The sequence below is a fragment of the Rhodobacter ferrooxidans genome, from assembly GCF_000176015.1.
GTDB lineage: Bacteria > Pseudomonadota > Alphaproteobacteria > Rhodobacterales > Rhodobacteraceae > Pseudorhodobacter_B > Pseudorhodobacter_B ferrooxidans.
Window position 1 is genome coordinate 1 of sequence record NZ_ACYY01000015.1, and the last position, 20,948, is coordinate 20,948.

General features: G+C 66.0%; 18 protein-coding genes and 1 pseudogene. 13 read left to right on the forward strand and 6 right to left on the reverse strand.

Annotated features, from left to right (window positions below; translation table 11 throughout):
- Positions 1 to 458 (reverse strand): annotated as a pseudogene (locus RSW2DRAFT_RS11440) (cytochrome c1); the annotation flags it as partial.
- Between the two features lie 165 nt (positions 459 to 623).
- Between RSW2DRAFT_RS11440 and RSW2DRAFT_RS11445 the strand changes: the two are divergent.
- From RSW2DRAFT_RS11445 to lexA, 6 genes are all read left to right on the forward strand, one after another.
- Positions 624 to 1,211, forward strand: a complete 588-nt coding sequence (locus tag RSW2DRAFT_RS11445; protein WP_040672099.1) for an anthranilate synthase component II — start codon at positions 624 to 626, stop codon at positions 1,209 to 1,211.
- Complete coding sequence (trpD, locus tag RSW2DRAFT_RS11450) at positions 1,208 to 2,224, forward strand: anthranilate phosphoribosyltransferase (protein ID WP_008031111.1); 1,017 nt, start codon at positions 1,208 to 1,210, stop codon at positions 2,222 to 2,224. The genes RSW2DRAFT_RS11445 and trpD overlap by 4 nt, the downstream gene beginning before the upstream one ends.
- A gap of 118 nt (positions 2,225 to 2,342) precedes the next feature.
- A complete protein-coding gene (trpC, locus tag RSW2DRAFT_RS11455; protein ID WP_008031113.1) occupies positions 2,343 to 3,155 on the forward strand; it encodes an indole-3-glycerol phosphate synthase TrpC in 813 nt (270 codons plus the stop codon).
- Positions 3,152 to 3,631 carry a cyclic pyranopterin monophosphate synthase MoaC gene (gene moaC, locus RSW2DRAFT_RS11460; protein WP_008031115.1) on the forward strand — a complete coding sequence of 160 codons (480 nt, stop codon included), beginning with the start codon at positions 3,152 to 3,154 and terminating at the stop codon, positions 3,629 to 3,631. Before trpC ends, moaC begins: the two co-directional genes overlap by 4 nt.
- Positions 3,628 to 4,806 (forward strand): molybdopterin molybdotransferase MoeA, encoded by a 1,179-nt coding sequence (locus RSW2DRAFT_RS11465; RefSeq protein ID WP_008031116.1) that lies wholly within the window; start codon positions 3,628 to 3,630, stop codon positions 4,804 to 4,806. The genes moaC and RSW2DRAFT_RS11465 overlap by 4 nt, the downstream gene beginning before the upstream one ends.
- 79 nt (positions 4,807 to 4,885) lie before the next feature.
- A complete protein-coding gene (lexA, locus tag RSW2DRAFT_RS11470; RefSeq protein WP_008031118.1) occupies positions 4,886 to 5,572 on the forward strand; it encodes a transcriptional repressor LexA in 687 nt (228 codons plus the stop codon).
- On the opposite strand, the gene RSW2DRAFT_RS11475 is transcribed toward lexA, so the two are convergent.
- A complete protein-coding gene (locus RSW2DRAFT_RS11475; protein WP_008031119.1) occupies positions 5,566 to 7,680 on the reverse strand; it encodes a ComEC/Rec2 family competence protein in 2,115 nt (704 codons plus the stop codon). The two genes, lexA and RSW2DRAFT_RS11475, sit on opposite strands and share 7 nt — an antisense overlap.
- Positions 7,681 to 7,744: 64 nt before the next feature.
- On the opposite strand from RSW2DRAFT_RS11475, the gene gltX reads away from it, so the two are divergent.
- The 3 genes from gltX (at position 7,745) to RSW2DRAFT_RS11490 (ending at position 11,372) form a co-directional block, all read left to right on the forward strand.
- A complete protein-coding gene (gene gltX / locus RSW2DRAFT_RS11480; protein WP_008031121.1) occupies positions 7,745 to 9,157 on the forward strand; it encodes a glutamate--tRNA ligase in 1,413 nt (470 codons plus the stop codon).
- A gap of 76 nt (positions 9,158 to 9,233) precedes the next feature.
- Positions 9,234 to 10,529 carry a citrate synthase gene (locus tag RSW2DRAFT_RS11485; protein ID WP_008031123.1) on the forward strand — a complete coding sequence of 432 codons (1,296 nt, stop codon included), beginning with the start codon at positions 9,234 to 9,236 and terminating at the stop codon, positions 10,527 to 10,529.
- A gap of 108 nt (positions 10,530 to 10,637) precedes the next feature.
- Positions 10,638 to 11,372, forward strand: coding sequence for a heparan-alpha-glucosaminide N-acetyltransferase (locus tag RSW2DRAFT_RS11490; RefSeq protein ID WP_008031126.1), 735 nt, complete (start codon positions 10,638 to 10,640; stop codon positions 11,370 to 11,372).
- Here RSW2DRAFT_RS11490 and aguB read toward each other — a convergent pair.
- Both aguB and RSW2DRAFT_RS11500 read right to left on the reverse strand, forming a co-directional pair.
- Complete coding sequence (gene aguB / locus RSW2DRAFT_RS11495) at positions 11,369 to 12,241, reverse strand: N-carbamoylputrescine amidase (protein ID WP_008031127.1); 873 nt, start codon at positions 12,239 to 12,241, stop codon at positions 11,369 to 11,371. The genes RSW2DRAFT_RS11490 and aguB overlap by 4 nt on opposite strands.
- Positions 12,242 to 12,330: 89 nt before the next feature.
- The gene (locus tag RSW2DRAFT_RS11500) at positions 12,331 to 13,476 is read right to left on the reverse strand and encodes a type III PLP-dependent enzyme (RefSeq protein WP_008031129.1); all 1,146 of its coding nucleotides are present in this window, start codon (positions 13,474 to 13,476) and stop codon (positions 12,331 to 12,333) included.
- A gap of 210 nt (positions 13,477 to 13,686) precedes the next feature.
- Between RSW2DRAFT_RS11500 and RSW2DRAFT_RS11505 the strand changes: the two genes are divergently transcribed.
- From RSW2DRAFT_RS11505 to RSW2DRAFT_RS11520, 4 genes are all read left to right on the forward strand, one after another.
- Positions 13,687 to 14,118: an Lrp/AsnC family transcriptional regulator gene (locus tag RSW2DRAFT_RS11505; RefSeq protein WP_008031132.1), complete on the forward strand. Its 432-nt coding sequence runs from the start codon at positions 13,687 to 13,689 to the stop codon at positions 14,116 to 14,118.
- A gap of 137 nt (positions 14,119 to 14,255) precedes the next feature.
- Positions 14,256 to 17,252 carry a valine--tRNA ligase gene (locus tag RSW2DRAFT_RS11510; protein WP_008031134.1) on the forward strand — a complete coding sequence of 999 codons (2,997 nt, stop codon included), beginning with the start codon at positions 14,256 to 14,258 and terminating at the stop codon, positions 17,250 to 17,252.
- Between the two features lie 124 nt (positions 17,253 to 17,376).
- Positions 17,377 to 17,709: a DnaJ family domain-containing protein gene (locus tag RSW2DRAFT_RS11515; protein WP_008031138.1), complete on the forward strand. Its 333-nt coding sequence runs from the start codon at positions 17,377 to 17,379 to the stop codon at positions 17,707 to 17,709.
- Positions 17,710 to 17,754: 45 nt separating this feature from the next.
- The gene (locus tag RSW2DRAFT_RS11520) at positions 17,755 to 18,861 is read left to right on the forward strand and encodes a pyridoxal phosphate-dependent aminotransferase (RefSeq protein WP_008031141.1); all 1,107 of its coding nucleotides are present in this window, start codon (positions 17,755 to 17,757) and stop codon (positions 18,859 to 18,861) included.
- On the opposite strand, the gene RSW2DRAFT_RS11525 is transcribed toward RSW2DRAFT_RS11520, so the two are convergent.
- Complete coding sequence (locus RSW2DRAFT_RS11525; RefSeq protein ID WP_008031143.1) at positions 18,862 to 19,206, reverse strand: DUF4177 domain-containing protein; 345 nt, start codon at positions 19,204 to 19,206, stop codon at positions 18,862 to 18,864.
- 138 nt (positions 19,207 to 19,344) lie between these two features.
- On the reverse strand, positions 19,345 to 20,856 hold the full coding sequence (gatB, locus tag RSW2DRAFT_RS11530) for an Asp-tRNA(Asn)/Glu-tRNA(Gln) amidotransferase subunit GatB (protein ID WP_008031145.1): 1,512 nt from the start codon (positions 20,854 to 20,856) through the stop codon (positions 19,345 to 19,347).
- Between the last annotated feature and the right edge of the window lie 92 nt (positions 20,857 to 20,948).

Sequence of the window (20,948 nt, forward strand, 5' to 3'; positions counted from 1 at the left end):
GGCGCTTCGGCTGCGGGCGCCGGGGCGGGTTCGGTGGCCTCAGGAGCGGATGCTTCGGGAGCGGTGGTTTCCGGCGTAGCCTGTGGCGTCAGGGCGCCTTCGGGGGCGTCGGGCGTCGGGGCGGTGGCCGGGGGTTCCGCAGCGGCGGGCGCTTGGGGTTCGGCGGCGGGTTCGGTGGCAGGTTCAAGTGCGGGTTCGGCAACAGGCTCGGCTGCGGGTTCGGCAGCAGGCTCGGCTGCGGGGGCCGTGACGATGGCATCCGGCGCGTTGGCGGTGGGGGCTTTGAGCATCGCTTCGGGGGCGATGGCAGGGTCTGCCGCAGGTGCTGCCACCGGTTCCGGTGCTGCGGCGATGCCGCCGCCCTGCGGCATCGGCACCATCTGCGACACCACGCCCAAACCCACGGCGGCGACGATGCTGCCCCAGATCACCCCTGACAAAAACCCACGCACTGCCATGCCCCTCGCCCCTATCCTGCATCCGGTCGCAGCCGCTTCCGGGCGGTTTTCCGCGCCGGACCTCCGGCGGTTTTCCTTGACGCCCCTTGCCGCTTTGCCCATGTATAGCGCGACGCATCGCAGGGTTCACCCCCTATGATCATCCTTGTGCTGGGATCCGGCAATATGCTGCTTCTGATAGATAACTACGACAGTTTCACCTATAATCTGGTGCATTACCTGGGCGAGTTGGGGGCCGACGTGCAGGTGCGGCGCAACGACGCGCTGGATGTGCAGGCGGCGATGGCGTTGCGGCCCGAAGCCATCGTGCTGTCGCCCGGCCCCTGCGACCCGGAACAGGCGGGCATCTGCCTGCCGCTGACACTGGCCGCGGCCGAGGCGGGGATACCGCTGCTCGGGGTCTGCCTTGGCCATCAGACCATCGGGCAGGCCTTCGGCGGCAAGGTGGTGCGCTGCCACGAGATCGTGCATGGCAAGATGGGGGTGATGCACCACGCAGGCCAGGGCCTGTTCCGCGGCCTGCCCTCGCCGTTCCTGGCCACCCGCTATCACAGCCTGGTGGTGGAACGCGCCAGCCTGCCCGCCTGTCTGGAGGTGACGGCCTGGCTGGAGGATGGCACCATCATGGGCCTGCGCCACCGACACCTGCCGATCGAAGGCGTGCAGTTCCACCCCGAAAGCATCGCCTCGGAACACGGTCACCAGATGCTGCGCAACTTTCTGGACGGGGCGAAGGCCGCGGTGTCCGCATGAGCGACCGGCTTAAACCGCTGATCGGCATTGCCGCCACCCGCGCCCTGACCCGCGCCGAAGCCGAAGTGGCGTTCGATGCGCTGTTTGCCGGCGAGGCGACCCCGGCGCAGATGGGGGGCCTCTTGATGGCCTTGCGCACGCGGGGCGAGACGGTGGACGAATATGCCGCCGCAGCCTCGGTGATGCGGGCGCGCTGCAACCCGGTGCGGGCGCCCGAGGGGGCGATGGACATCGTCGGCACCGGCGGCGACGGCAAGGGCACGCTGAACATCTCGACCGCGACGGCCTTTGTGGTGGCTGGCGCGGGCGTGGTGGTGGCCAAGCACGGCAACCGCAACCTTTCGTCGAAATCGGGTGCGGCGGATGCGCTGACCGAGATGGGGCTGAACGTGATGATCGGGCCCGAGGTGGTGGAAAGCTGTCTGGATCAGGCCGGTATCGGCTTCATGATGGCACCGATGCACCATCCGGCGATGCGGCATGTCGGGCCGGTGCGGGCCGAATTGGGCACCCGCACGATTTTTAATATCCTGGGGCCGCTGACCAACCCCGCCGGGGTGAAGCGGCAGTTGACGGGGGCGTTTTCGGCCAGCCTGATCCGTCCGATGGCCGAGGTCTTGCGGGCGCTGGGGTCGGACAAGGCCTGGCTGGTGCATGGCGGCGACGGCACCGACGAGCTTTCCATTGCCACCACCAGTCAGGTGGCGGCGCTGGAGGGTGGGATGATCCGCGAATTCGTGGTGCATCCCGAAGATGCCGGGCTGCCGGTGCATGCCTTCGAGGCGATTTTGGGTGGCTCGCCTGCCGAAAACGGGGCGGCGTTCCGGCGGCTGCTGGAGGGCGAGCCGGGGGCTTACCGCGATGCGGTGCTGCTGAACGCCGCGGCGGCGCTGGTGGTGGCGGACCGGGCCGCCAGCCTGCCGGAAGGCGTGGAAATGGCGCGGGAATCGATCGACAGCGGGGCGGCGCTGGAAAAGGTCGAATGGCTGGTGGCGCTGACCAACGCGCCTTGACCGCGCGCTCCTTGCTCCCTGCCGGTCGCGCCTCGCTGTTCCGCGAAGACGCCGGAAACGGCGGATGAGCGCGCCGCAAACCCTTCCCTTCACCGCAGCGATTGGCTAGGTCTGGTCCATGAGCACCATTCTTGACCGCATCAAGGCCTACAAGCTGGAAGACGTGGCCCGCCGCAAGGCCGCCCGCCCGCTGGCCGATCTCGAAGACGCCGCCCGCGCCGCCACGCCGCCGCGTGGCTTCGCCCGTGCCCTGCACGAGGCATCGGCGACCGGTTACGGCCTGATTGCCGAGATCAAGAAAGCCAGCCCGTCCAAGGGCTTGATCCGCGCCGATTTCGATCCGCCGGCGCTGGCCAAGGCTTACGAGGCCGGGGGCGCCACCTGCCTTTCGGTGCTGACCGACGCCCCGTCGTTTCAGGGCGATGACAGCTTTCTGGTGGCCGCCCGCGCCGCGACCCGCCTGCCCTGCCTGCGCAAGGATTTCCTTTACGACCCCTGGCAGGTCACGGAATCGCGGGCCTTGGGCGCCGATTGTATCCTGATCATCCTGGCCTCGGTGTCGGATGCGCAGGCCGCCGAACTGGAAGACGCCGCCCGCACCTGGGGCATGGATGTGCTGCTGGAGGTGCATGACCAGGCCGAACTGGAACGCTGCGTGCCGCTGAAATCCGGCATGATCGGCATCAACAACCGCAATCTGCACACCTTCGAGGTGACGCTGGACACCACCCGCGTGCTGGCCCGGCAGGTGCCGGAGGACCGGCTGATCGTGTCGGAAAGCGGGCTTTATGCGCCGGAAGATCTGGCCGACCTCGCCCGCTACGGCGCGCGCTGTTTCCTGATCGGCGAAAGCCTGATGCGGCAGGCCGATGTGACGGCGGCCACCCGCGCCATCCTGTCGCGCCCGCTGACCGCACAGGGCGGCGCATGAGTGGCCTTAGCCATTTCGACGCCGAAGGCCATGCGCACATGGTCGATGTCTCGGGCAAGCCGGTAACCGACCGGGTGGCAGTGGCGCGCGGCGTGGTGCGGATGAGTGCCGAGACGCTGGCGCTGATCACCGAAGGCCGGGCGAAAAAGGGCGATGTGCTGGGCGTGGCGCGGCTGGCGGGCATCATGGCCGCCAAGAAAACCGCCGATCTGATCCCGCTGTGCCACCCCCTGCCGCTGACCAAGGTGGCGCTGGAATTGACCGCCGATCCGGCCTTGCCCGGGGTGGTGATCGAGGCCACGGTGAAGACCGGCGGGCAGACCGGGGTCGAGATGGAGGCGCTGACCGCTGTTTCAGTGGCGGCGCTGACGGTCTATGACATGCTGAAGGCGGTGGAGAAATCCATGGCGATCGACGGCATCCGCCTGATCCTGAAAGATGGCGGCAAATCAGGGCTTTACGAGGCGAAGCTGTGATTTCGGTTCAAGAGGCGCTGGCGCGGGTTCTGGCCCTTGCCACGCCGCTTGACGCCGAATCCGTGCCGCTGCTGCAGGCCGCCGGGCGCTGGATGTGTGCCCCAGCGGTGGCGCGGCGCGACCAGCCGCCGTTTGCCGCCTCGGCGATGGATGGCTATGCGGTTTGTGGCACGCCCAAACCCGGTGACAGCTTTACCGTGATAGGTGAAGCAGGTGCCGGGCATGGGTTTTCCGGCACGATTGCTGCGGGTCAGGCCTTGCGCATCTTCACCGGCGCGCCGGTGCCGGAAGGCGCAACCCGGATCGTCTTGCAAGAGGATGTGCAGCGCGAAGGCTCCCGCATCACCCTTGCCGACAGCCTTGATACCGGGCCGCATATCCGCCCGCAGGGTCAGGATTTCCGCAGCGGCGACAGCCTTGGCCCGCGCCTGCTGCGGCCCAATGATCTGGCGCTGCTGGCGGCGATGAACATTCCCGCGGTGCTGGCCACCCGCCGCCCGGTGCTGGCGCTGATCGCCACTGGCGACGAGTTGGTGATGCCCGGCGAAGACCCGGGACCGGACCAGATCATCGCCTCCAACAACTTTGCCTTGAAGGCGCTGGCCGAGGCTGCCGGGGCCGAAGTGCGGCTTTTGCCTATTGCCCGCGACACCGAGGCCAGCCTGCGGGCGGTGTTCGATCTGGCGCAGGGCGCCGATCTGATCGTCACCATCGGTGGCGCCTCGGTCGGGGACCATGATCTGGTGGCGCGGGTGGCGGGCGATCTGGGGCTGGAACGGGCGTTCTACAAGGTCGCGATGCGGCCCGGAAAACCGCTGATGGCAGGGCGGTTGCGCGGCGTGCCGATGCTGGGCTTGCCGGGTAATCCGGTCTCGGCGGTGGTGGGGGCGCATCTCTTTCTGCTGCCGCTGATCCGGGCGCTGCTGGGCGATCCGGCACCCGAGCCGAAGCCGCTGCGCGCCACCCTGACACAAGCGGTGGCAGAGGCCGGCCCCCGCGCCCACTACATGCGGGCCAAGTTGGTCCCCGGCCCCGGCCTGCCCGGCATCACCCCCTTCGCGCGGCAGGACTCGGCGCTGCTGGGCGTGCTGGCCGAAGCGGACGCACTTTTGATCCGGCCCGCGGGGGATGTTGCGCAACAGCCCGGAGCAGCGGTCGATTACCTTCCCGTTTAGCAACGGGCTTGACACAAACCGGGAACACGGGCAGAACATTGTGTTAACACATGTGGCCCTCCAACCGGCGAGGAAACCGATGCTGACGCGCAAGCAACTGGAACTTCTGGATTTCATCAAGACCCGCACCGAGCGCGACGGCGTGCCGCCCTCGTTCGACGAGATGAAGGATGCGCTGGACCTGCGGTCGAAATCCGGCATCCACCGGCTGATCACGGCGCTGGAGGAGCGCGGCTTCATCCGCCGTCTGGCGCATCGGGCGCGGGCGCTGGAGATCATCAAGCTGCCCGAGGCGATGGAACGGCCCGGTTTTTCGCCCAAGGTGATCCAGGGCGACAAGGTCGATCCGCCGCGCGGGGCGATGCCGGTCGATGCGGTCTATGCCTTTGAACTGCCGGTGATGGGGCGGATCGCGGCGGGGGTGCCGATCGAGGCAATCTCCGAAGTCTCGCATCATGTGGCGGTGCCGGGGTCGATGCTGTCGGGCAAGGGCAACCACTATGCGCTTGAAGTCAAAGGCGATTCGATGATCGAGGCCGGGATCAACGATGGTGACATCGTGGTGATCCGCGAGCAGAACACCGCCGAAAACGGCGATATCGTGGTGGCGCTGGTCGAGGACAGCGAGGCGACGCTGAAGCGGTTCCGCCGTCGTGGCGCGATGATCGCACTCGAAGCCGCCAACCCGGCCTATGAAACCCGGGTCTATGCCGACCATCTGGTGAAGGTGCAGGGCCGTCTGGTCGGGCTGATCCGCAGCTACTGACCGGGTGGCGGCAGGCTGCGGGCGGCGACCTGCCCGCCCTGCGGCGACCAAAGCCGCTTGGCCGAGAACGCCGGTTGCAGCGTGATGCTGCCTTCATCAGTCAACCACAGCGCCAGCCCGCCCGAGGCGGAAAGCAGCGTCTGATCAATGACTTCACAGCCCTCCGGTGCCGCCACTTCCGCTGCCACCACCACCAGATCGGCACCCGCACAAGCCGCTGGCACCGCTCCGGCGGCCGCTTTGCCCTTCAGCACCACGGCGCGCCAAGGCCCCAGCACAAAGCTGCGCGCGCCCTTGTCGCCAGAAAACCCCGCCCGTTCGGCGGCATCCACCTGTTCGGCCAGATCGCCATCATCCTCCAGCCAGCTTTTCGCGGCAAAACCGGCGCCGCGCGGCGAGGACACCGCCCGCCCCTCCGGCCCCATCAGCCCGACCAGTCCGCCATCGGCGCTGATCAAGGCATCGGGCCGTTGCACCCCGGCCCAGAGCACCAGCGCCAGCGCCATCGGCACCAGCCCTGCCCCGCGCAGCCAGCCGCGCCACAAGATCAGCCACAACCCGCCCAGCGTGATCAGCGGGATGACCCAAGGCCCCGGCACCGGTACCGCCGTCACCGAGCCTTCCATCCCGGCGATCCAGAACGACACCCACAATATCCACGCAGACCCGCGCCCCATTACCCACAACGGCAGATCCTGCAACCCGATCGGCGCCAGCAGCGCCGCAATTGCTCCTGCGGGCATCACCACCGCCCCCATCACCGGCACGGTCAGCAGGTTGGCGAAGAACCCGTAATCGGCGATGCGGTTGAAGGTGGCCGCCCCGTAAGGCGCCGTCGCCAGCCCGGCCAGCAAGGACGACAGCACCAGCGTGAACACCGGCAAAAACCAGCGCGGCACCCGGCCATGCAGCACCCCGCCCTCCAATGCGCCAAAGCCCGCCACCAGCGCCGTGGTGGCGGCAAACGACATCTGGAACCCCGGCTCCAGCAGGCTTTCCGGCTGCAACAGCAGCAGCACCACCGCCGAGATCGCCACTGACCGCAGGGAAAGCGCCCGCCTGTCGAACAGCACCGCCCCCAGCATCACCACCACCGTCACGAAGGCCCGTTCCGTGGCGACATTGGCCCCCGACAGTTGCAGGTAGACCCAGGCGACACCCAGTGCCACCACCGCCGCCAGCTTTTTCGAGTTCAGCCGCAGCGCCAGCACCGGCAGCAGCGCCAGCCCATAACGCACCAGCGCAAAGACGAAGGCCGTCAGGAACGCCATGTTCATGCCGGAAATGGCCAGCAGATGCGCGAGGCTAGATTTGCGCAGATCGACCACCGCTTCCAGGCTCAGGCCGGACCGGTCGCCGGTCATCACCCCCGAGGAAAACGCCCCGGCATCGCCCGGCACTTCCGCCATGATGGCGTTGGAAAGCCTTGTGCGCCAGCGGTTGATGCGCTGCTCGCCGTCGGCGGGGCGTTCCAGCAGCAACACCGGGCTGGCGGTGTAGCCGATGGCGCCCAGCCGATCAAACCAGGCCATGCGCTGAAAATCAAAGCCGCCGGGTTCCACCGGGCCTTCGGGGGGGCCGAGCATGCCGGTCAGCATCACCACCTGCCCGGGGTCGGGGGCGAAGAACCCCTGCGCGCCATGCAGCGACACCCGCACCTTCTGCGGCGTGCGGGCCGGTGCCACCCGGTCCAGCACCACCTGATCCAGCGTCAGCCGCAGGAAATCGCTTTGGCTGCGGTCGATCTCGATGATGCGGCCCTGCACCGGGCCATAGTAGCGGAACTCCAGCACGGGTGCGGCCACCAGATGCGCCCGCGCGCCTGCGGCCAGAAACCCAAGGGCGATGCAGCCCGCAGCCACCGCGAAGGGGTGGCCATGCTCCGGCCCCCAGCGCCAGAAACCGGCCATCAGCAGCGCCACGGCAGCGGCACCAGCATAGACCAGCAACCCCGGTTCCCACCCCAGCGAGAACCACAGCCCGATGCCGAAGGCCAGAAACACCGCCACCCAGGGGAACAGGATGCCGCGCGCCTCGGCCAGTGCCTGCAACACGGCCGTTGCCGCCTGCAGCCCCCATGGCACCAGCCTGCCCACCTTGTTTCCCACCCTGCAAACGCCTATCAGATGCGCCAACCCTATCCGCCTCATGGTTATCGAAAGGTTAAGACGCATGTCCGCGCCGCACTCCAAACCGGTTGTCACCCGCTTTGCCCCCTCGCCCACCGGCTATCTGCACATCGGCGGCGGGCGCACGGCGCTGTTCAACTGGCTGTTCGCCCGTGGCCATGGCGGCACTTTCCTGCTCAGGATCGAGGATACCGACCGCGAACGCTCCACCCCCGAAGCCACCGAAGCCATCCTGCGCGGGCTGACCTGGCTGGGGCTGGACTGGGATGGCAAGGTGGTCAGCCAGTTCGACCGCCGCGACCGCCATGCCGAGGTGGCGCGCGAGATGCTGGCGCGAGGTTCGGCCTACAAGTGCTTCTGCACGCAGGAAGAAATCGAAACCTTCCGCGCCTCGGCCAAGGCGGCGGGCCATAGCACGCTGTTCCACAGCCCCTGGCGCGATGCCGACCCGGCCAGCCATCCCGATGCGCCCTATGTGATCCGCATGAAGGCGCCCCGCGGTGGCGAGACGGTGATCACCGATGCGGTGCAGGGCAGCGTCACCTTCGGCAATGACCAGTTGGACGACATGGTTTGCCTGCGCTCCGATGGCACGCCGACCTATATGCTGGCGGTGGTGGTGGACGATCACGACATGGGTGTCACGCATGTGATCCGCGGCGACGACCATCTGAACAATGCCGCGCGGCAGACCATGGTCTATCAGGCGATGGGCTGGGATATCCCGGTCTGGGCGCATATTCCGCTGATCCACGGCCCGGACGGCAAGAAGCTGTCGAAACGCCATGGCGCCGTGGGGGTCGAGGAATATCAGGCGATGGGCTACCCCGCCGCGGGGATGCGCAACTATCTCACGCGGCTGGGCTGGGCACATGGCGACGACGAGTTCTTCACCGACGCGCAGGCGAAAGCATGGTTCAACCTGGAGGGAATCGGTCGCGCGCCCGCCCGGCTGGATTTCAAGAAGCTGGAGAATCTGTGCGGCCAGCACATCGCCGCTGCCGATGATGCTGCGCTGCTGCATGAAATTCAGGCATATCTGGCGGCTGCCGGGCATCCGGCGCTGACCGTGGCACAAAATGACCGGTTGGGCCGGGCGCTGTATTGCCTGAAGGACCGCGCGAAGACCTTCCCGGAACTGATTGAAAAGGCTCACTTTGCCCTGAGCACGCGGCCGATTGTGGCCGATGAGGCCGCCGCAAAGGCGCTGGATACGGTATCCCGTGGTATACTGAAAGATTTGACGCCGCGATTGCACACTGCTATCTGGGAAAAACAGGAACTCGAGACCATCCTGACCGAGGTCGCAGCCAGCCATGGTATCGGCTTTGGCAAGATGGCCGCCCCGCTGCGCGCCGGCCTTGCCGGGCGCACGGTGACACCCAGCGTCTACGACATGATGCTGGTCATCGGTCGGGACGAGACGATTGCGCGGCTGACGGATGCTGCGGCCTAGGCCGCAAGCCGCCCGCCGCCACCACTCGCCGCCCGCCCGCATGGGGCAGCGCGCGCCACATGCAGAGGGATGACAGATGGCTGAGACGAAAAAATCCGCGCGGCTGACCTTCGATGACAAGGTGATCGACCTGCCGATCCTGCACCCGGTGCTGGGTCCGGACGTTCTGGACATCCGCAAGCTTTATGCCGAAGGCGACGTGTTCACCTTCGACCCCGGTTTCACCTCGACCGCCGCCTGCGAAAGCGACATCACCTATATCGACGGCGACAAGGGCGAGTTGCTGTATCGCGGCTACCCGATCGACCAGCTTGCGGAAAACTCGCATCACCTGGAAGTCTGCTTCCTGCTGCTTTACGGCGAACTGCCGACCGCCGCGCAGATGGCCGATTTCGAGGCCCGCGTCACCAAGCACACCATGGTGCATGAACAGATGCACTATTTCTTCCGCGGCTTCCGGCGTGACAGCCACCCGATGGCCACCATGGTCGGCGTGGTCGGTGCAATGTCGGCGTTCTACCACGACTCAACCGACGTCAACGACCCCTGGCAGCGCGAAGTGGCGGCGATCCGGCTGATCGCCAAGCTGCCGACCATCGCCGCGATGGCCTTCAAGTATTCGGTGGGCCAGCCGTTCCAGTATCCGCGCAACAACCTCGATTACGCCTCGAACTTCCTGCACATGTGCTTTGCCGTGCCCTGCGAGGAGTATGTGGTGAACCCGATCCTGTCCAAGGCGCTGGACCGGATCATGATGCTGCACGCCGACCACGAACAGAACGCCTCGACCTCGACGGTGCGTCTGGCGGGCTCGTCGGGCGCCAACCCGTTTGCCTGCATCGCCGCGGGCATCGCTTGCCTGTGGGGCCCGGCGCATGGCGGTGCCAACCAGGCCTGTCTGGAAATGCTGCGCGAGATCGGCACCGTCGATCGCATCCCCGAATACATCGCCAGGGCCAAGGACAAGAACTCGGGCTTCCGGCTGATGGGCTTTGGCCACCGGGTTTACAAGAACTTCGACCCGCGCGCCAAGGTGATGAAGGAAAGCGCCGACGAGGTGCTGGGGCTGCTGGGGATCGAGAACAACCCGACGCTGCAGGTCGCCAAGGAACTGGAGCGGATCGCGCTGGAGGACGAATTCTTCGTGTCGCGGAAGCTTTATCCGAACGTCGATTTCTATTCGGGCATTATTCTGGATGCGATGGGCTTCCCGACCTCGATGTTCACGCCGATCTTCGCGCTGTCGCGCACTGTGGGCTGGATCGCGCAGTGGAAGGAAATGATCGCAGACCCGACCCAGAAGATCGGCCGCCCGCGGCAGCTTTACATCGGCGCGCCGCGCCGCGACTATCAGGACGTGCGCCACCGCTAAGGCGTCCCGCACGGCAGAACAGGGCAGCCCGCGCGGCTGCCCTTTTTCTTTGGCTTGCGCCCGGGCTTCATTCGGGGTTGTTGGGGCAAGGGCAGAACGGAGGCGCGGATGCAGCGGCAAGGCATGGGGCGGCTGGTGGTGCTGGACCTTGCGCGCACGCTGGCGCTGCTGGGCATGGCGGCCTATCATTTCACCTGGGATCTGCAGATGTTCGGGCTGGTGCCGCCCGGCACTGCCGTCAGCGGCTTTTTCTTCTATCACGCCCGCACCGTGGCCGGCAGTTTCCTGTTTCTGGCCGGGGTCAGCCTGTGGCTGGCGCATGGTCAGGGCATCCGCTGGGGCAAGTTCTGGCAGCGGCTTTTGCGGGTCGGCGGGGCGGCGGCGCTGATCACTGTGGGCACCTGGTTTGCCATGCGCGACAGCTTCATCTTCTTCGGCATCCTGCATTGCATCACGGTCTCCAGCCTGCTGGGGCTGGCCTTCCTGCGGCTGCCCGCGCTGGTCACGGCGGTGGCGGGTGCGGCGCTGATCGCCGCCAATCTTTACATCAGCAATCCGCTGTTTGATCAGCCCTGGCTGTGGTGGCTGGGGATGCGGACCATGGGCATCAACACCGTGGACCTTGAGCCGCTGGTGCCGTGGTTCGGGCCGTTTCTGCTGGGTTTGGCCACCGCCAAACTGTTCACCCGCTGGGGCGTCTGGTCCTGGCTGGCACAGTTTCCCGCCACGCCTTCGCCGCTGCTGAACGCCCTGGCCTGGCCGGGCAAGCACAGCCTTGCGGTCTATCTGATCCATCAACCGGTGCTGATCGGGCTGGTCTGGAGTTATGTCCAATTGCGCTAGGCGGTGCCGTCCAGCGTTGCCACCGCCGCATAAGTCTCGGGGCGGCGGTCGCGGAAAATCCCCCAGGTCGCCCGCAGCCGGGCGATGGCGTCAAGGTCCAGCTTTGCCAGCACAATCTCCTCGGCATCGCGGCTGGCCTTGGCCAGAAGCTGCCCGGCAGGGTCAGCGATGAAGCTGGAGCCGTAGAACGTGACGGCGGTGCCCTCGGGTGCGACCTCGGAGCCGATGCGGTTGGCGGCGATCACCGGCAGGATGTTGGCCGCCGCATGGCCGCGCATCACCATTTCCCAATGCGGCTGGCTGTCATAGCCGGGGCTGGGCGGTTCCGAGCCGATGGCGGTGGGGTAAAGCAGCATCTCGGCGCCCTGCAGCGCCATGGCGCGGGCACATTCCGGGAACCACTGATCCCAGCAGATGCCCACACCGATGCGCCCGTAAGCCGTGGTCCAGACCTTGTAACCAGAATCGCCGGGCGAGAAATAGTATTTCTCCTCATAGCCCGGCCCCTGCGGGATATGGCTTTTGCGATAGCGCCCCAGCACGCGGCCATCAGCGTCGATCATCGCCACCGAGTTGAAATGCACCTGGCCTGCGCGTTCGAAGAACGACAGCGGCAGCACCACAGCCAGTTCCTTCGCCAGGGCGGCGAACCGCGCAATCAGCGGGTGGCCCTCGAACGGCTGGGCCAGCGCGAAATATTCGGGGCGCTGGGTGATGCAGAAATACGGGGTGGCGAACAACTCCTGCAGCAGGATCACCTGCGCGCCCTGCCCGGCGGCGCGGCGCACCATCGCCTCGGCACGATCAGCGTTGGCGGGCAGATCCCAGCTACAGGCGAATTGCGGGGCGGCGACGGTGATGATCGGCATGGGGCACTCCGTTTTGCCCGACCTTGCCCCAGCAACGGAACATAGAAAAGCCCCCGGCAGGGATTTCCCGCCGGGGGCCTTCGGTCAGATCACAGCTTCAGCGACAGCACCGTGGCGATGGTCAGCTCGCCAAAGCCGTTGAAGCGGGTGTTGGTGGCGCAGGAATAGGCGCCCATGCCCTGGAACACCACATAGTCGCCCTCGGCCAGATCGTCGGCCAGCAGCACGTCGCCCGGCAGCCGGTCCACCGAATCGCAGGTGGGGCCGAAAACGATGCGCGGCACTTCGGTGCCCTCGCGCCGAGCGCCCTCGGGCGAAATCACCGCGATACGGTCGATCACGCCGACCAACGGCAGTTCGGCCAGCGCGCCATAGACGCCATCGTTCAGGAACACATGCGCGTCGTCGCGCAGCGCCTTGACCCGGGTCGCCAGCGTGAAGGCATCGCCACACAGGCCACGGCCCGGCTCGCAGACCAGCAGCGGACGGTCGTCGCCGAACGCCTCGCCGGTCACCCGGTCGATCAGCTCGAAGGTGGCGTCAAGCTGCGGCACCACGCCGTGCAGCCGGTGGTTGGGGAAGCCGCCGCCGACGTTCAGCCGGGCGATGGTGACACCGGCATCGGCGGCGATCTGGGCTGCCGCGCGGATATAGGCCTCCCAGGCATGCGGGTCGGTGCATTGGGTGCCGGGGTGGAAGGTGATCGACGGAATGAACCCCGCCGCCGCCACGGTCTTCAGCAGGCTGGTCGCCAGTTCCACCGTGGCGCCGAACTTGGCACCGAAGTTGTAGGCGGCCCCCGACACCGGCAGCTTGAAGCGCACGGTGATCTCGCAGTTTTCCGCCGGAACCAGCTCGATCAGCTTGGCCAGTTCCGAGGCCGAGTCCACCGAATAGGATTTCACGCCCAAACCCACGGCGACGGCAATTTCCGACCGCGCCCGCACCGGGTTGTTGTAATGCATCGCGGCATCCGGGCACAGGCGGCGGATCATCCGCATCTCGGCGGGCGAGGCCACGTCAAAGCCGCGGATGCCCGCCGCCGACAGGTTCTCGATCACCACCTCTTCGGGGTTCGACTTGACCGCATAGGTCACAAGCCCCGGGAATCCATCAAGGAATCGCCGGGCCGATGCCTGCAGCACCGCCGGAGAGAAGAACATCACCGGGTTTTCCGGAGTGACGACACGCAGGTATTCGGACGGATTGGTCCAGATAGTTTTCGACAGTCCCATCGGCGCATTCCTTCTTTAGCCAACAAGACGCAGACGCGTCCCGCAAAGCGGGAGTGCGGCACCTGCGCGGTTTTTCAACCAGGCCAGGTGCGTATGAGCCGCCCTTTTCCTGAAAACGTGGAAGCTGCATATGGGGCACATTTTTACCGATGAAAACAGTTGAAATGTAGTGTGGCGTCGGCATAATGACGAAAAAGATGGGCGAAATTGATGGACGATACCGATCGTGGTATTCTTGCACTTCTGGGGGCCGATGCCCGTATGTCGTTGGCGACGCTGGCGCGGCGACTAAAGGTTGCGCGATCGACCATTCAGGCGCGGCTGGAGCGGCTGGAGACCACCGGGGTGATCGCCGGTTACACGCTCAAGCTGGGCGAGGCGGCGCGGCAGGGGCGGCTGCGGGCGACGGTGATGCTGTCGATCGAGCCGCGGGCACAGGCCGGTATCCTGACCCGGCTGAAGGCGATCCCCGAGGTCGAGCGGGTTTTCACTTGTGCAGGAAGGTTCGATCTGTTGTTGCAGATCGCCGCGCCGAATACGCAGGCGCTGGATCAGGCGCTGGACCAGATCAGCGCCATGACCGGGGTGCAGGGGTCGGAAAGTCTGGTGCATCTGAGCACAAGGATTGACCGGGCGGTATAGGTGCCAAGGCCGGGGGCTGCCTGCCCCCGGACCCCCGGGGATATTTGGACAAAGGAGAATGGGTAGAGTCAGGCTTGGCCTTTGCGGCGTGTTTCGATAGAGCAGACGCAACGCCAGAACCGATGCAGGGGCCGCACATGCCGATGGAAAAGACCTTCAACGCCGCCGAGGCCGAGGCTCGGCTTTATGCCGCCTGGGAAAGCGCCGGGGCCTTCAAGGCCGGGGCCAACGCCAGGCCGGGGGCGGCGCCGTTCTGCATCATGATCCCGCCGCCCAACGTCACCGGCAGCCTGCACATGGGCCACGCCTTCAACAACACCCTGCAGGACATCCTGGTGCGCTGGCACCGGATGCGCGGCTTTGATACCCTGTGGCAGCCTGGTCAGGACCATGCCGGCATCGCTACGCAGATGGTGGTGGAGCGGGAACTGGCCCGCAGCCAGCAGCCCTCGCGCCGCGAGATGGGCCGCGAGGCGTTTCTGGACAAGGTCTGGGAATGGAAGGAGCAATCCGGCGACACCATCATCAACCAGCTCAAGCGGCTGGGCGCCAGTTGCGACTGGTCGCGCAACGCCTTCACCATGTCGGGCAATTTCCCCGATGCGGTGATCAAGGTGTTCGTCGATATGTATGCCAAGGGCCTGATCTACCGCGGCAAGCGGCTGGTGAACTGGGATCCGCATTTCGAGACCGCAATCTCCGATCTGGAGGTGGAGAACCTCGAAGTTGCGGGCCACATGTGGCATTTCAAATACCGCCTTTCCGGGGGCGAAACCTATGAATATGTTGAAAAAGACGCCGACGGCACCGTGACCCTGCGCGAGACCCGCGACTATATCGCCATTGCCACCACCCGGCCCGAAACCATGCTGGGCGATGGCGCGGTGGCGGTGCACCCCTCGGACGCGCGCTATGCCGGGATCGTCGGCAAGATGGTGCATCTGCCGCTGTGCGACCGGCTGATCCCGATCATCACCGACGAATACCCCGACCCGAATTTCGGCTCGGGCGCGGTGAAGATCACCGGCGCGCATGATTTCAACGACTACGCGGTGGCGCGGCGCGCGGGCATCCCCTGCTACCGGCTGATGGACACCAGGGCCGCGATGCGCAGCGACGGCGCGCCTTATGCCGAGGCCGTGCTGCGCGCCCGCGAGATTGCCGCAGGCTCGCCCACTACCGAAGCCGAGGTCGACAGCCTGAACCTGGTGCCCGAGAAATACCGCGGCCTTGACCGGTTCGAGGCGCGCAAGGCGGTGGTGGCCGATATCAACGCCGCCGGTCTTGCCGTCAGCGTTCTGGTGCGCAGCATCGACCCGGAGACCGGCAGCGAACACCTGACCCTTGAACCGGTGGTCGAGGCGAAACCGATCATGCAGCCGTTCGGCGACCGCTCGAAAGTGGTGATCGAGCCGATGCTGACCGACCAGTGGTTCGTCGATACCGCCAGGATCGTCGAACCGGCGCTGGAGGCGGTGCGCTCGGGGGCGACGAAGATCATCCCGGCCAGCGGCGAGAAGACCTATTATCACTGGCTGGAGAATATCGAGCCGTGGTGCATCAGCCGCCAGCTTTGGTGGGGGCATCAGATTCCGGTGTGGTTTGACCTTTATGAAAACCAATTCTGCGCCGAGACTGAGACTCAGGCCATTGAAATGGCGCAGAAACACCACGAAGCACTCAATCCCAATGCTGACGTCTCTGTTTTCATCGACGAGCGGACCTTCACGTCGATCAAGGATTCTTCGGGCAGAGGGCTCAAGCATCCGCGCATGGTTGGTAGTGGATGGGAAGGTGATCCAAGAACTACGCTAAGAGTAGGCCTCTACCGCGACCCCGACGTCCTCGACACCTGGTTCTCCTCCGGCCTCTGGCCCATCGGCACCCTCGGCTGGCCCGAACCCACGCCCGAGCTGCAGAAATACTTCCCCACCTCGGTCCTCGTCACCGGCCAGGACATCCTGTTCTTCTGGGTCGCCCGGATGATGATGATGCAGCTTGCGGTGGTGGGTCAGATCCCGTTCCACACCGTCTATCTGCATGGCCTGGTGCGCGACGCCAAGGGCAAGAAGATGTCGAAATCCCTCGGCAACGTCATCGACCCGTTGGAGATCATCGACGACTACGGCGCCGACGCGCTGCGCTTTGCCAATGCCGCGATGGCCTCGCTTGGCGGCGTGCTGAAGCTCGATACCCAACGCATCGCCGGTTACCGCAACTTCGGCACAAAGCTTTGGAATGCCTGCCGCTTTGCCGAAATGAACGGCGTGTGGGAGGGCCACCAGACCCGCGCCCTGCCGCCGCAGGCCAAGGCGACGGTGAACCAGTGGATCATCGGCGAAACCGCCAAGGTGCGGGCCGAGGTCGATGCAGCCCTGGCCGATTATCGCTTCGACCAGGCGGCGGCGGCGCTTTATGCCTTCGTCTGGGGCAAGGTCTGCGACTGGTATGTCGAATTTGCCAAGCCGCTGTTCGACGGCGATCAGGCAGCCGAGACCCGCGCCACCATGGGCTGGGTGCTGGATCAATGCATGATCCTGCTGCACCCGATCATGCCCTTCGTGACCGAGGAGTTGTGGCAAACCACCGGCAGCCGCCCGAAAATGCTGGTGCATACCGACTGGCCGACCTACGGCAGCGATCTGGTAACGCCGGAGGCCACGCGCGAGATGTCCTGGGTGATCAGCCTGATCGAAGAGGTCCGCTCGGCCCGCGCCCAGATGCACGTCCCCGCCGGGCTGAAACTGGACATGCTGCAACTTGATCTGGATGCCGCGGGCAGCCTGGCCTGGGCCAACAACGAGGCGCTGATCAAGCGGCTGGCGCGGCTGGAAAGCCTGACCCCCGCCGCCGCCGCGCCCAAAGGCTCGATCCTGGTCCCGGTCGAGGGCGGCACCTTTGCCATCCCGCTGGCCGGCATCATCGACATTGCCGAGGAAAAGGCGCGGCTGTCCAAGACCTTGGAAAAGCTGGAGAAAGACCTGAATGGCCTGCGCGGGCGGCTGAACAACCCGGCCTTCGTCGCCTCGGCCAAGGAAGAGGTGGTCGAGGAAACCCGCGAGAAGCTGGAACAGGGGCAGGAGGAGTCGGCCAAGCTGCAAGCCGCGCTGAAACGGCTGGCTGAAATCGGCTGAGTCCATCCAGACCACAATCGGCTTTCACCTTTGTGCAAATATCCTCGGGGGGTGTGGGGGGCAGACAGCCCCCCACTCTTTGCCGCCATCCCGCCCTGTGATAGATTGCGCGCAGGAGGCCGAAATGGGCTGGCTTGAACGACTCGCCGAACGGCAAATGCTGGCCGCCCGCGCGCGTGGCCAGTTGCAGGGCCTCGCCGGCGAAGGCAAGCCGCTGCCCGAGCATCCCGAGGCCCCCTTCGTTTCCGCAGGCGATGCCGTGGGTTTTCGCATCATGGCCGAGGCTGGCGTGCTGCCCGAGGAAATCGTGCTGAAAAAACAGGCGCTTGCACAGCGTCAACACCTCGCCACCCTGACCGACCCTGCCGAGCGCAAGGCCGCCATGGCCGAACTCGCCCAGCTGGAAATGCGTCAGGCCATCGCCGAGGAAGCCCGCAAACGCTTTCTGAAGGGCTGAAATGCCCCCTTGCCCCGCCGCCCGGTTTCGCGCTTGGATGCGGGCATGAGCCAGACCCCCCGCTATACCCCGCTGGTCGCCAGCCTGCCCGCCTCGGTGCCCTTCGTCGGCCCGGAAACCCAGGAACGCGCCCGCGGCCGACGCTTTGCCGCAAGGCTGGGCGCCAATGAAAGCCTGTTCGGCCCCTCGCCCCGCGCGATTGCGGCGATGGCGCAGGCGGCCAGCGAGAGCTGGATGTATGGCGACCCGGAAAACCACGACCTGCGCGCGGCACTGGCGGCACATCACGGCGTGGGCGCGGAAAATATCGTGGTGGGCGAAGGCATTGACGGGCTGCTGGGGTACCTCACGCGCCTGACCATCGCGCCGGGTGATACCGTGGTCAGCACCAACGGCAGCTACCCCACCTTCAATTTCCACGTCGCGGGCTTTGGCGGCACGGTGCAGAAACTGCCCTACCGCGACGACCGCACCGACCCGCAGGCGCTGCTCGATGCCGCCCGCGCCACCGGCGCCAGGCTGATCTACCTCGCCAACCCCGACAATCCGATGGGCAGCCACCACGCCGCCGAAACCATCCTTGCGATGATCGACGCCCTGCCCGCAGGCACGCTGATGCTGCTGGACGAGGCCTATATCGACCTTGCGCCCGATGGAACCTCGCCTGCCATCGCCGCCGATGACCCAAGGGTGATCCGGCTACGCACCTTCTCCAAAGGCTATGGCATGGCCGGGGTGCGGGTGGGCTATGCGGTGGCGGCAGCGGGGCTGATCGCCGCCTTCGACAAGGTGCGCAACCATTTCGGCGTCGGGCGGATCGTGCAGGCGGGCGCCTTGGCGGCACTGGCCGATCAGGACTGGCTGGCGCAGGTCCGGGCCAAGGTGATCGCGGCAAGGGCCGAGATTGGCCGCATCGCCCGCGAAAACGGCCTGCACCCCCTGCCCTCCGCCGCCAATTTCGTCACCATCGACTGCGGCCGCGACGGCGATTTCGCCCGTGCGGTGCTGCGCGAGCTGATCGCCCGCGACATCTTCGTGCGGATGCCGTTTGCCGCCCCGCAGGATCGCTGCATAAGGGTCAGCGCCGGTGACGAAGCGGCGCTGCAAGCCTTCGCCAAGGCCCTGCCCGAAGCACTGAAAGCCGCCCGCTGATCAGCGGATCGGCGCCGGGCCAAGGCTGGGGGCGGCACCGCTGGGCGCGTCCACCGTCACCGTTGGCAACGGCGCGACCGCCATGGGCGTCACCACCACTGCAGGCAGGTCCAGCAACTTACGCCGAAACACCAGCATCGCATGGAAATGCGTGGCGGTGCCGGTCAGCCCGGACCGCTCGTCACACGGCAGCGTGTCGGCGCGCAGATATTCCCAGCCGTCGCGGGCCAGCGCGTTGATCTGCTGGCTGAGCGTCAGGGCAAAGCGGTCAACCGTGGTCTTGGCCTCGCGCGATTTCTCGCCGCGGCGGGGGGCGGGAAGGATCTTGTATTCGAAAAGGCTCATGGCGGTCCTGTGCTTGCAACCGGGGCAGGATAGACCGGCCGAACGGGCCGGGAAAGCTGTCATTTCGCGGCAGGCGAGGCTTGGCCGATGGGGCAGCAGAACCCCTGCAATCCCAACGGCTTGCCGCCCGAAGCTGATCTAAAGCCCCAGCTTGCGCATCACCAGGTCGTTGACCACGACCGGGTTGGCCTTGCCACCGCTGGCCTTGATCACCTGCCCGACGAACCAGCCCGCCAGCTTCGGATTGGCCCGGGCCTTTTCCACCTGCGCCGGGTTGGCCGCGATGATCTCGTCCACCGCCGCCTCGATGGCGCCAGTGTCGGTGACCTGCTTCATGCCATGTGCGGCGGCCACTTCCGCAGGGTCACCACCGTCAGTCCACACGAGTTCGAACAGATCCTTGGCCATCTTGCCCGAGATGTCCCCAGCAGCAATCAGGTCCAGAATCCCGCCCAGTTGCGCCGAGGAAACCGGGCTGTCGGCAATGCCCAGACCCTGCTTGTTCAGCCGCCCGAACAGCTCGTTGATCACCCAGTTCGCCGCCTGCTTGCCGTCGCGCCCCTGCGCCACCGCCTCGAAATACCCTGCCGATTCCAGATCGGCGGTCAGCACCGAGGCGTCATAGTCGGTCAGCCCGAAGTCATTGATGAAGCGCGCCTTCTTGGCGTCCGGCAGTTCCGGCATGCTGGCCGCAATCGCATCGACCCAGGCCTGCTCGATCTGCAAGGGCAGCAGGTCGGGGTCGGGGAAATAGCGGTAATCATGCGCCTCTTCCTTCGAGCGCATCGAGCGGGTCTCGTTGCGGTCGGGGTCGTAAAGCCGGGTCTCCTGCTTGATCACCCCGCCATCCTCCAGAATGGCAATCTGGCGCCGGGCCTCGTAATCAATCGCCAACTGGATGAAGCGCATCGAGTTCATGTTCTTGATCTCGCAGCGGGTGCCCAAATGGCTGAAATCCTGGCTCGCCTGATATTTCTCATACTGGCCGGGGCGGCAGACCGAGACGTTGACATCGGCCCGCAGGTTGCCGTGCTGCATGTCGCCGTCGCAGGTGCCAAGGTAGCGCAAGATCTGCCGCAGCTTGACCACATAGGCCGCGGCTTCCTCGGGGCCACGAATGTCGGGGCGGCTGACGATCTCCATCAGCGCCACGCCGGTGCGGTTGAAATCGACGAAGGACATCGCGGGGTCCATGTCGTGGATGCTTTTGCCGGCGTCCTGTTCCAGATGGATGCGCTCGATCCGCACCAGACGGGCGATGCCGGGGGCCATTTCCACCAGCACTTCACCCGCGCCGACGATGGGATGGTAAAGCTGGGAAATCTGATAGCCCTGCGGCAGGTCGGGGTAGAAGTAATTCTTGCGGTCAAAGGCCGAGACCAGGTTGATCTGCGCCTTCAGCCCCAGCCCGGTGCGCACCGCCTGTTCGACGCAATAGTCGTTGATCACCGGCAGCATCCCCGGCATCGCCGCATCGACGAAGGCGACGTTGGAGTTCGGCTCGGCCCCCACGGCGGTCGAGGCGCCGGAAAACAGCTTGGCGTTGGACGAGACCTGCGCATGAATCTCCATGCCGATCACCAGTTCCCAATCGTGCTTGGCCCCGGCAATCACCTTGGGTTTCGGGGCGGTATGGGTCAGATCGAGCATGGCGGCATCCTTCGCGATATGCGCCGTTTCTAGGCAGCTAGGCCGCGCGGGGCAAGGGTCGCACGCGCGGAATCTCGCCCATCGGCGGTGCA